Genomic DNA, 11,918 nt, shown 5'->3' with positions numbered 1-11,918 from the left:
AACCACCCTTTTAAAATTTTTACCCCTTCCTCCGAATCCTACTCAAAGTCTCCGGTTTAATACCCAAATACGACGCAATGTATTGCAATGGAATATCATCGATTATTTTTGGAAATTCTTTACAGAGTTTGTCATACCGCTCTTTTGGGGAATCATAAATAAAGGAAACCTGACGCTTCACGCCATACATATATAACATTTCATAAAGTCTGAAGAAAAGACGTTTGATGTTGGGAAAATGCACCATTAATTTTTCCAATTCATAAAAACTAGCTTTGTAACAGTTACTTACTTGCAATGCTTGTAAGTTAAATTCAGTGGCAGTGCTTTTTCGAATGGAAAACAGTTCGGCAAACATAAGCGGACTGTAATAGAATCCGGTGGTGTACTCCTCGCCCTCTTTCATGTAATAGCCACGAAATAAGCCACTATCTATAAAATAGATGTCCTTTACATAATCTCCTGAAATCATTAAATGATCCATTTTCTTTATCGGTACAGGCGTGAAAATGGATTCAAGAGCTTCTAATTCACTAATGGATAAGTCAATAAAACGAGCCGTGAATGCTTTTAAATGCTCCATAACTATAAAATACGTTTTCGGATTCTACTTAACGACTCTGGTTTGATTCCCAAATAAGAAGCAATATAATGCTGGGGTATTTCTGCAATCACTTTGGGTCGCTCACTAAACAATTTGATGTACCGTTCCTGTGGTGTGTCATATATAAACGACAATTGTCGCATCACTCCAAACAAGTACAAATGCTCCATAAACTTAAAAAATATATGTTCGATGTTGGGTGATTTATTGGTTAAATCCTCCAAATCTGAAAATTGTGCTACTAAGCAATCCGTAGCTTTCAAAGCTTGAAAATTAATTAATGTCGGTACTTTTTTTCTAATCGAAGTTATATCAGTAAAAATGGTGGGACCAAATAAAAAATGGGTGGTATACTCTTTACCTTCCCTCATGTAATAACCGCGTAACACTCCCTCATTAATAAAATAGATTTTGTCAATCATTTCTCCTTCCAAAAATAAATGATCCAATCGCTTCACAGGACTTGGTTTAAAAATGGATAATAGCTCCTCTGCCTCTTCCTCAGTAAGATTGATGAATCGCGAAGTAAATGTTTTTAAATTTTGATACATAAGTTCCCATTAATATTTAATAATTTTAGTAAACCATTTACACTCATAAAAATACATTTTTTTATAAATGAGTTGCTAAATACTTACATTAAATAGATACCGGTCTGTAAAGAGGCTACTAAAAAATGTATGATGCTTTGCTGATTGCTGCATTAATGAATGAATAGTATTAAAATCGGCATGATATAATTCAACTTCACTCATGGTGATCAAAGTATACAAACTAACCTGATTGGATTGGATTGATTGTAAATCGGTTAAAAAGGTTGGATTCAAATAAAACTTAACCTCTTCAGGCTCCGATCCTTCATATTTATAAATCTTTAGGACACCTTTATTTAAAAAATACAGTTGCCGGACTACTTGACCGGCAGGAAAAACAATCTGACCTTTACTAAAATACTTAAGATTAAAAACATACGTAATCTTAAACAATTCCGATGGGGAAAACTGGATGAAGTCTTGTGTGAACTTTTGTAAATTGTACAACATATCTTTTTTGCTTTAAAAAGTTAGAGTTTGCAGACAATAAGGTGGAATTGTAGCAAACTCTAACAACAATCAAACATGAAACTAACTACCTTTAAAATTGAAATCGATACCCAAAATCCGGTTGAAAACCAATTTGATTCACTTGATCTACTCGTTGTGTGACGCGGTTGTAATTTTGTGAAAAAACATTTTCATTATTGGTAATGTTTTGAAAGTCGATATAAAATTGGTGCGAACTTTTCTTTTTTGCACTATTGAATTTAAAAGCAAATCGAAGGTCCAATCGCAGGTATGGATCGTATTGCTCACTGAAAGCTACAGAATCATCTCTCACCTCAAATCCGTTAGCAATCGAAGCCTCTAGGTCAACAGGAGTGTAGTAACGACCGCCAGCTGTAGTGAATTTGGTATTAATTGAGAAAACATTCTTTTTTGCACTTCCTATTTTAAATTCCTTTCCTGCAACAGCATTCACAACATATCCGTTGTTAAAAGGAGAATTACGCTCAATACCGTCGCTACCTTCATAGGTACTCTCAAAAAGTGAGGTGGTAAATAATGCATAATAACCTTTGCTAAAAAATTTCTCCAGCGTAAACTCAAAACCTTGATTAAAACCAACACCCTCGCTAACCAAGGATACTTTGTCTGTTGAAAAAACAAAATCGGCTCCCTCAGTCAATGATGAATAACTTGTAGGTGTTTGCTCTACAGCAGCCTGATCGATGGTTTGATAATACACCTCTACTTTTGCACGCCATTTGTCCGCCAACCGAATGTCGTAACCCACTACAAAGTGTTGGTTACGCACAAAATCCAAGTTTTTATTGGTTTGTTGCAAGGTACCATCGATGGATTCATTTAGGAACAATAATGGTGCCGCCACATTTTGACTGTGCAAACCATATCCTACAGTCAAGGTGTTTTTAGGATTGAATGCATACGTTACCGAAGCTCTAGGTTCTGCTATGAACTCCTCGTTCAGCGAAAAATACTGTCCGTGAATACCGGCATTCAAGGTAAGTTTATCGGTCACTCGGAACTGCCCCTGTGCAAAAGGCTGTACGATGGAATAATCTCCTTCATTAGAAATAAGCGTATTAAAATCCGGTAAACCATCCAAATCAGTATCGGGTTGTCGGTCACGGTCTTTTAATGTATTGTCCAACGAAAACTGCTCTACCAATGCTCCTGTTCTAAAAATAATTCTTTTATTAATTTTTGTATTAAAAAGTGTTGAGAATGAAATTCTGCTTTCGCTATTGTCCACTGAGGTATAACGAATTTTTGATTCATCGGGTTGGTTTAAGTTCAAATAGCGGTCCTCTTCATACGTATTACTGCTGGAAGAATAACCCACAATCGTTTTTAAATACGATTGAGACCCAATATCCAATACATGTTTTAATCCCACCGTTGAAAAACCGGACGTTACATAGCTGTCTTGATCCTCACTGGCAAATAAGTCCTCCGGATCAAAATCTTCTCCCAGAAAGTCGATATCTGATGTCCCATAGATACCAAATAGACTGAAAGTACCTACCTTACTTCGACCAAAATTTACGTTAAACGACAAGTCGCTGTAGTTGGGCTGAGCACTAGTGCCTGCCAAACCTAAGGTACCTGCTACGCCATATCTGCCTGAGACAATAAAAGAACCTCCATTTTTTCCCATCGGTCCTTCAGCCATCAATTCTAATCCCGGGAAAGCTCCTACACCAACGGTAAATTCGTAGTCTTCAATATTTCCTTTTCGAAATCCTAAATCAAAAACCCCTCCAATCGCATTTCCATACTCAGCTGCAAATGCAGAAGTCATAAAATCTGAGTTCGCTAATAAATTTGGATTGAGTGCAGAAACCGGGCTACCGGTGGTTCCTAGTGTTGCAAAGTGGTTAGGACTCGGAATCGGTATTCCTTCTAAACGCCAAAGTAAGCCGGTAGGTGAATTTCCGCGTACTACTATGTCATTTCTGCTATCATCAGCTGTGGACACACCGGCAAAATTGGAAACCAAACGAGAGACATCACTTCTACCCCCTGCAAATCGATTGACTTCTTCAGTGGTAAACTGACGTGTAGAAACAGCCGACATCACATTGATAGCAGTAGCCTTACTTCGTTCGGAAGTTAACACTACCTCTTGTAAAACATCCAGTAATTCCAGCAAACCCACTTGAACGATTACTTCTTTTCCTGTGGTAACATCCAATTCAGAAACGGTTAAAGTTTCATAACCAATGTAGCTCACACGAATGGATTGTCTACCAATGGGAATATCTTTCAATGCAAAATTTCCCTCTGCATCTGTTACCACTCCCAAACTTTCAGAACCAATTAGCTCAACTGTTGCACCTGTTAGTATAACTTCTGTTTGTTGGTCGATTACCTTACCTCTGATTATACCAGTTTGACTAAAACCTACGCATACCATTAAATGTAAAAAAAATAAAATCCCTTTTTTCATAATTTGATTTTTGATTTATATGGGACAAATCTACTCGTGGGATTTAGCAAAAAAATTGACTAAAGTCAATAAATTGTTGGTTAACAAAAAATTATGAGTTGATGCACAACTAATTTTTAAAAGAATAGCTGTTTGGTGAAACAAACATACAGTAGTTATAAAAAAACTGTTTGAGTCAAGTAAAATTCCTATTGCAAAACCCAAACTCAATATCTGTTGTTAAAAGCAGGGTTTGGGGAAACAAAATCAGGCAAAGTCGTTTGTTTTTTTCTCGTTTGTTTTTTCTTCTTTGTTTTTTTCTTTCCCCAACCCACCACGGCGGGTGGAAAAAAACAGTGCTTCAAAATAGGATTGCACTAATCTTCAAATACAAACTGTAAACTTTTTTAGGACACTACACACTATTTCTTTCAAATTGAGTTTATTGTAGATCGGCAGGGGACACTGTATTAAATAGATTTTTGGAATTTGAAAATTCTATTCTTTTTTCTATTTTTGAATATTTAGATCAAAAAAGAAATTTCCAAGTGAGAATCATTGAAAATATAAAAAATCAAATGGCACGAATGTTCAAACTGAATAGTACGCTTATACTACTGGCACTGCTCCCTTGCCTCAATTTAAATGCACAAGGTTACACCACCCCCGTTGAGGGTCATCATCTGGTTGGCGTTAATTTAACGACTATTAGTCCAACACAGCTCTCGTTAAATTATGCCATCGAAAACAAGTATTCCTCCTTCAACATACCCGGTTATCTTGAACCTTACTACGAAAATAACAGCGTAATGAAAGGCATAATGAGTGAGGCCGCATTAGCGATTGATTGGTGGGTGCTTTTTGGCGAACCGGCAGAGCAGTATATTTTTTCATGGGCAGCCAGAGATTACTATGAGCTCCAGATTCCGGCACCTTCGGGCGGGGGAACTATTGTAAAAAGAGTAATACAATCAAATTTGAATAAATACCCGGATTTGCTGTTGCGGTATGAATCATTAAAACCCACAGAAGTAGCATTTGAAATTGTGTGGAGCTTTGCTGTAACAGACGGCGAAATACTTGACCAAACAGGCTATTCGTTTATCTCTTATTACAACACTCAAAACAAATTTAAAACAATCGTTTCTTCGGCCGGAATTCTTACTGAGCCCAGTGGTAAAATACCACTTTCAGTTCCGGGAATCAGACAAGGAAAAGGCGAAGCATTTTTAGGCTTACCGAATGACTTTCCGGAGGAAAAAGTCAAAGCACTCATGCAACTTTTTGCAAAATCAAAAAAATTTTACATTGAAAGTGTAAACATAACCAAAATAAATTGGCCCATAGACGAAATGCGAGCTATTGCAGATCTGTATGATAAATACGAAAAAGGAGAAGCCGATCCATCACCCAAACAATTAATTGCAAATGCTGAAGAACAAAATAAATACCTTTCAGCGTATGGTGGAACTGATTTTTGGGGAGATGCGTTTGCGGATGAAAAAGTAAACATCAGCTTAGAAACCGTTGGTTCTGAATACATTCTTAAGAATAATAATTTAACCACCTTTAAAACAAATCAGTATAATTTAAATTTGTTTTGGAGAGAAAAAGGTTATTACAGTCCAAATACCGAATCAAAATATTTGGTAATGTGGGGCAGTACTTATGATAATTTTAGACAGGGATATAAACATGATATTAGTACATACCCTTATCATATCATAGACTATAAGGGAACTATAATTTCTATTGACGGAAAAACTAAATTCATTATGGTAAATTATATCAAAAACGAGCAAGGGCTCTATGAAGCAGTATATTTTACGGATGAATGGACCTATATTCGTGATATTTGTTATACAGCTGGCGGCGGTGGATATAATTTAGGTCAAATTCATATTAATAGTAGTTTTGATGAAGCAAAGACTAAGTTGTTAAATCATGTTGACAGTGAATCAGGCTGTGCAAATGGACGCGGATATAGTAAATATGGCGTAGGAAAATTTATTAGCTACTATCTAAATGATCAAATGCAAGTTATTCAAAAGAAGACAGAATATCGTGTATTAGCTGTTTACAATTATTAAATATACATACTACAGGTAACTAAAAATGGTAAAGACAACATTGATTAAAAAACGCATTGTACCGTTAAGCATCTTACTACTGTGGATGTTTCCTCAAACAGCTTTTGCTCAAAATTGGCAGGAACAATTTAATACAGCCAAAATGCACTACGAAAGTGGCAATTATGCAGCAGCTATTCAACAGTTAAAAACAATAGAGCAAAGCTTAGGTGCTAATCCAAAAACAACCTCTTTATTGGTTTATGCTCATGTGGCTAACAATGATTATGTGAATGCCTCCATAAGTTTGAATACATTTAAAAAACTCATTGGATTCAAACGAAATGAAGCGATACAATCGGTCTTGAATTTAGAAAACAAAATAAACTCGGGTGTTGAAACCGCACAAAAATATCATACTGAAACCGTTCAGAAAAAAAGAATGGCTGCAGCCAGACAGATTGTTGACCTACAAACTACCAATAACAGTACTAAACAACAAGCTCTCACCCAACAATTCAATAGTGCCAAAAGTCAAATTACACTTACAGCCAATCCTGATGATATAGCCTCTTCGGTTCGCAATTCAACGGGTGCACAAAAGTTTGAACTACTAAAGAATCTCCGCAAAGAAAAGAAGTTAAAGAAAGCTTGGAAAGTTCAATTTTCTGATAAAAAATTAGATCATATTGTAGAAATGCAATACTCCGAATACAACTTAAGTGGCGAATTAATCCGATATCTATCCAAAGAGTTTGGCCCTGTTGGTGGTAAATACACAACATACTTCAGCGATTTTCCCAAGTTTGAAGAAACTATGATTACACAAGCCTATATTGATGAACTGATTAAAACAAAGGATTATACAACTTTTATCGAGTATAAAATACCACCAGCGGCAAAAACTTCAAATAATTATTTGGTAACAAGAATAGAAAAGACCATCAATAGTAAATCCGGCAATGAAATTCTTCCTTCTAATGAAATTAGTTTTAAATGGAAAAATACTAGTGGTACTTTGGTTGCAGACTCAACCATAACGAGTTATGGAAATTTTGTTACGATTTACGATGAAAAAACCAAAAAAATCATGGTCTCCCGGAATTACAAAGACCGAATAAAAACAAGCGAATACTTTTACGAATATATTCAGAACGGCAACAAAGAAACCGAAAATATCACCCATATCGATTACTTGAGCAGTCCTAAAAAAACCGAACGTTATTTCAATAATAATGAACTCAACGACATGGAAGATATTAGTTCCAGTAAAAATAATTGGGGTCATTTTGAGAGCTACATAAATAAATACGATATCTATGGTAATGCAATTTATTTGGATAAATACACGATAGATTACGATATCACTTATTCCTATTTTTATAATTTCTACGAATATCAGGATCGCTATGCAACCAAGATTGATGATTTTAAAAGTCAACAGTCGCTTAATACAGTTCCGAAAAACCTTACAGCAGCCGAGCTAAGTTCCAATATTGAAAAGGCCCTGATGTATAAAAATAAGGGCTACAGTAGAGAAGCAAAAAGACTGATGGAAATCTGTTTAGAGTCAGATCCTACTAATAAAATATACCTGTATTGGATGGCCGCTATTCATCAAGAAGCCAATTACCACGATAAGGCGTTATCATACATTGATCAACTAATTGCTTTGGACCCAACTTTTGGTCCGAGTTATGAACTAAAAGCAAAAGTTTACGGCAATCAATATAAAAGCGACCTAGCTATTTTAAATTACAAATTAGCAGCAGATTGGGGCATGACTTCCGCAGTAAAAAAGTTGGAGGACTGGTACAAAATAAAATACAAGGCTGACAGTAAATTATTATCGAAGGAGAATAATAAGGATAAAGCATTCATTGAAATGAAAGCAGGTTTTTATGAAAATCTTGGCACGTTGGATGTTTATGGTGAAATACTCAAAGTTAAAAATGAGCTTCATTTTAGATATGCAAAAAAAGCAACAGATAACCAATTTACTTATACCGCTGAGACCGCTCTTTATGAACAGTCTAAAAAAAATCCAAACGTGTATTTATTTAAACCAAATCCGGAATATAGAATTATTATATCAAATGAAATGTTTTATGCCTTCTATCCTGATGGTTGTAGTTTTTTTAAATTTAATACCCATTGATTATTGTAAGATGAGTTAAAAATATGGTTTTTGCATAGCTACGATTAAAAAGAACTGAACCATTGGATTTGTCATACTACTAGAAAATGGCAGGCACTTATGTCCTACCTATACCACGCAAAGTTTTACATCTGCGAATACCTATGAATCAGGCTATCAACAACAACAATAATCTATTCCAACCCTATGACACTAGAGCAACTTCAATATCCTATCGGAAAGTACAACCAGCCAACAGTGCTAACTGAAGCCATTATCAATGAATGGATTGCTGAGATTTCCTCGTTTCCTGAGCAACTCGCTCATGCCGTTAAGACTTTGACAGACAAACAACTAGACACAGCCTATCGGCCTGAGGGATGGACGATTAGGCAAGTCGTTCATCATTGTGCCGACAGCCATATGAACAGTTTCACACGTATCAAACTTGCCTTGACGGAAGACCAACCCACCATCAAACCCTATTATGAAGAACAATGGGCTGAACTTGTCGACTCGAAAAGTATGGCTATTGCATCATCGTTACAAATGCTGAAAGGCATACACGAACGATGGGGTGTGCTGTTAAGAAATTTAACCGACGAACAGTATGGGAGAATTTTTATTCATCCGGAACATGGAAAAACTTTTAGAGTTGATGAAACTATTGGTGTCTATGCTTGGCATTGTAGGCATCATCTTGCTCATATTACTGAAGCTAAAAAGAGATTTGATTGGATTTAGACTGAGGTGTGAAGGGGTAGCAATGAAAGTAGATGTTGATTAGGGAGATGCTGAAACAAGTCAGCATGACAGAGTGAAGTTCAGCAGGACAGAGGAAATGAGGAGATGCTGAAACAAGTTCCTTTAGACTTGTAAAATATTTAAATATCTTTATTTTGTCTAAAAGAGAGAGAGGAAGGGTTCAGCAGGACTGAGAGGGGTTCAGCAGGACAGAGAGGGGTTCAGGATGACAGCTGATGGAGATTGTTGCTGAAGAGGTAGTTAAGCATTTATTTAACGGAAATACAATTCAATAGTTGCATATTTTATCTGGTTTTTTCAGTAATTTGCTATGCGTTACAACTGAGAAAATAGTGTTGAAAATTGAAAAGAACTTAGCAAGTATCAAACAATGATTGATTTTATCCTACAGCTCAAACACCGAAATGCAACCTTATTCTATTATGGTTTGTTATGCCTTGTATCGTCGATTGTATTTTTACTTCTGACAAAATATACGACCACGCAAGTTTTCCACGTAAATGCCTGGTACAAACCTTTTAAATTTGCCTTTTCAACTTTTTTGTTTGCCTGGGCAATGGCTTGGTATTGTTATTATTTGCCTCATTTTAATATCCAAATTTACAATTGGTCAGTAATTATTTTGTTGGGCTTTGAAATAGTTTACATCGCATTGCAAGCAAGTAAGGGGCAATTATCACATTATAATGTAAGTACGCCACTTTACTCGGCATTATTTTCAATGATGGCACTTGCTGCTACTTTAGTAACACTTTATACCGCTTATGTTGGTTATTTATTTTTTACCAATTCTTTTCCGAATTTGCCTGATTATTATGTGTGGGCCATTCGCTTAAGCATCGTTATTTTTGTTCTATTTTCTTTGGAAGGTTTTGCGATGGGTTCTACTCTAAATCATAGCGTGGGGGCATTGAATGACAACTCTAATTTGTTTATAGTTGGATGGAGCAAAACGGTTGGCGATTTGAGAGTCGCACATTTTATAGGAATGCACGCTTTGCAAGTGTTGCCAATCCTTTCCTATTATGTATTGAAAAACACCAAGTTGACCGTCGGGCTTTCGATTATTTATGGTTTATTGGCTCTGCTCACACTTATACAGGCACTTCAAGGAAAACCGTTAATCAAGGCCAAGACTAATTCGGTACATGAGCGTAGTACAAATAGATAATGACTATGAATTACTACAAATTCACTTACTCCTCAAACGTATGACCACTATTGATCCATTCTAAAATTTTATTTCTTTCTGCTAAAGGAATTAATCCCGCGGGTGGCATGGGTGCAGGATTTCCTTCGATTGCTCTGGCTTGTATTCGGTTCCAGTTTGCAAGAATGTCGCAATTTCTTGTAAAATCTAATCCTGCTTGTGGATTTAAACCCGAATGACACAAGGAGCATCTTATTTTTAAAATCGTTGCCACTTCTCTAAATTTAGTGCCACTTGCAATAGTATCAATACTGACCTCTTTTGAACCTTCGCACCCGTTGCTGTCTTTTACATAAACCGTGTGTTTACCAACAGAAATGTTTTCAAACAGGGTGCTTGTTTGAAAACTTCCTGCATCAACCTTGTATAAGTAATCTGCATCAATTGGCGATCTAATCTCGATGGATCCCGTTGCCAAACACGGATTGGATGCGGTACTACTCGTTGCAACTACCGGCATAAAATTGCAATCCGCTGCATCGTCGTTATTGCATGCATGAAACAGCATAAGTTGGCACCCAAGAAGAAAAAAAACTACGCTATTTTTTCTCATCTGTTAGCGTCTTTAAAAAGAGAATGATATCCTTCTTTTCACTTTCGGTTAACTTTAAATTATCGAACGGTAAGGTTTGGTATTCTAAATTCATACCGATCCCATTTCCGCCACCTAATTCATAAAACTTAATCACTTCTTCCAATGTATTATAAACGCCATTGTGCATATAAGGTGCTGTTTTTTCGCTATTTCTTGCCGTTGGTGTTTTAAATGAGAATCGTAGTTGCTCTAGTTGGTTCATTCCATACCTACCCTCATCAGGGTCGATTGTTGCATTTTTCCATTCTGCATTTTTTGGCACACCAATCACTTCCGATTCCGAATTGTTATACCAAGGAGGAACGGTACCGTTGTAAAGCGGGATAAAATGACAAGTAGCACATTTGGCTTTACCGGCAAATAAATTAAATCCGTTTTCTTCGCTTGCTGTTAGTGTTCCTTTTCCGGAAAAATAGTGATCTATTTTGGCATTAAAAGGCATTAAACTTCGCACGTAAGATGCAATGGCATTTCTAATTTCATAAGGCGTTATTTCTTTTTTATCCGGATATGCTTTTGTAAACAATTGAACTAATTGTTTATTGGCTACAATTCTATCTTTAATTTCCTTTGGTGAAAGATTAAACTCCTCCGGATTTTTCATTACGTTCTCAATTTGATTTTCCAAATCTTGCGAACGCATATCGTAGAAAAAAGACTTTTGGAACGAAGAATATAATAAAGTGGGCGAATTACGCTTATTGCTCGTGCTGTGAATATTTTCTATTGATTTTGTTTTACCATCGGAAAAAGCCAACTCGGCGTTATGACAAGTGGCACAACTCATTGTATTGCTTCGTGACAACGTAACATCATTAAACAACATTTTGCCAAGTTCCGTCTTCTCAGGCGTTGATTTTGATTCTGCATACGGGGAAAATGCATCGGGATTGAGTTTTTTTCCTTGCATTAAATCGGCTAGATGGCCATAAAAAACTTTGTTGGTTTCAAAATTTGGTGTTTTTTCAATCACCGTTTTAAATTCACTTTCAAAAGCAACACTTAGTGGCATCAAGTGATTTTTGATAAACACCAGCCGATTAAACGTA

General features: G+C 36.1%; 10 protein-coding genes. 4 read left to right on the top strand and 6 right to left on the bottom strand.

Features of this window, described 5'->3' with window-relative positions; translation table 11 throughout:
• Positions 1-19: 19 nt before the first annotated feature.
• The 4 genes from ACIQ2S_RS07060 to ACIQ2S_RS07045 form a co-directional block, all read right to left on the bottom strand.
• Complete coding sequence (locus ACIQ2S_RS07060) at positions 20-583, bottom strand: Crp/Fnr family transcriptional regulator (RefSeq protein WP_396174372.1); 564 nt, start codon at positions 581-583, stop codon at positions 20-22.
• Positions 584-585: 2 nt separating this feature from the next.
• A complete protein-coding gene (locus ACIQ2S_RS07055; RefSeq protein WP_396174370.1) occupies positions 586-1,155 on the bottom strand; it encodes a Crp/Fnr family transcriptional regulator in 570 nt (189 codons plus the stop codon).
• A gap of 75 nt (positions 1,156-1,230) precedes the next feature.
• On the bottom strand, positions 1,231-1,647 hold the full coding sequence (locus tag ACIQ2S_RS07050; protein ID WP_396174368.1) for a cyclic nucleotide-binding domain-containing protein: 417 nt from the start codon (positions 1,645-1,647) through the stop codon (positions 1,231-1,233).
• 91 nt (positions 1,648-1,738) lie between these two features.
• Complete coding sequence (locus tag ACIQ2S_RS07045) at positions 1,739-4,114, bottom strand: carboxypeptidase-like regulatory domain-containing protein (protein ID WP_396174366.1); 2,376 nt, start codon at positions 4,112-4,114, stop codon at positions 1,739-1,741.
• Positions 4,115-4,671: 557 nt separating this feature from the next.
• Between ACIQ2S_RS07045 and ACIQ2S_RS07040 the strand changes: the two genes are divergently transcribed.
• The 4 genes from ACIQ2S_RS07040 (at position 4,672) to ACIQ2S_RS07025 (ending at position 10,235) form a co-directional block, all read left to right on the top strand.
• Positions 4,672-6,183 carry a hypothetical protein gene (locus tag ACIQ2S_RS07040; protein ID WP_396174364.1) on the top strand — a complete coding sequence of 504 codons (1,512 nt, stop codon included), beginning with the start codon at positions 4,672-4,674 and terminating at the stop codon, positions 6,181-6,183.
• 25 nt (positions 6,184-6,208) lie between these two features.
• A complete protein-coding gene (locus ACIQ2S_RS07035; RefSeq protein ID WP_396174361.1) occupies positions 6,209-8,320 on the top strand; it encodes a tetratricopeptide repeat protein in 2,112 nt (703 codons plus the stop codon).
• 186 nt (positions 8,321-8,506) lie between these two features.
• A complete protein-coding gene (locus tag ACIQ2S_RS07030; protein WP_396174359.1) occupies positions 8,507-9,043 on the top strand; it encodes a YfiT family bacillithiol transferase in 537 nt (178 codons plus the stop codon).
• A 391-nt stretch (positions 9,044-9,434) separates the two neighbouring features.
• Positions 9,435-10,235, top strand: coding sequence for a hypothetical protein (locus ACIQ2S_RS07025; protein ID WP_396174356.1), 801 nt, complete (start codon positions 9,435-9,437; stop codon positions 10,233-10,235).
• Between the two features lie 25 nt (positions 10,236-10,260).
• On the opposite strand, the gene ACIQ2S_RS07020 is transcribed toward ACIQ2S_RS07025, so the two are convergent.
• Complete coding sequence (locus ACIQ2S_RS07020) at positions 10,261-10,782, bottom strand: hypothetical protein (protein ID WP_396174354.1); 522 nt, start codon at positions 10,780-10,782, stop codon at positions 10,261-10,263.
• Between the two features lie 31 nt (positions 10,783-10,813).
• A partial coding sequence (locus ACIQ2S_RS07015; protein ID WP_396174352.1) for a cytochrome-c peroxidase occupies positions 10,814-11,918 on the bottom strand: 1,105 nt, incomplete at its 5' end.

Origin of the sequence: Flavobacterium sp. (assembly GCF_044371705.1) — a bacterium.
GTDB lineage: Bacteria > Bacteroidota > Bacteroidia > Flavobacteriales > Flavobacteriaceae > Flavobacterium.
The sequence above is the reverse complement of the archived record's forward strand: the minus strand, read 5'-3'. Positions and strand labels throughout refer to the sequence as shown.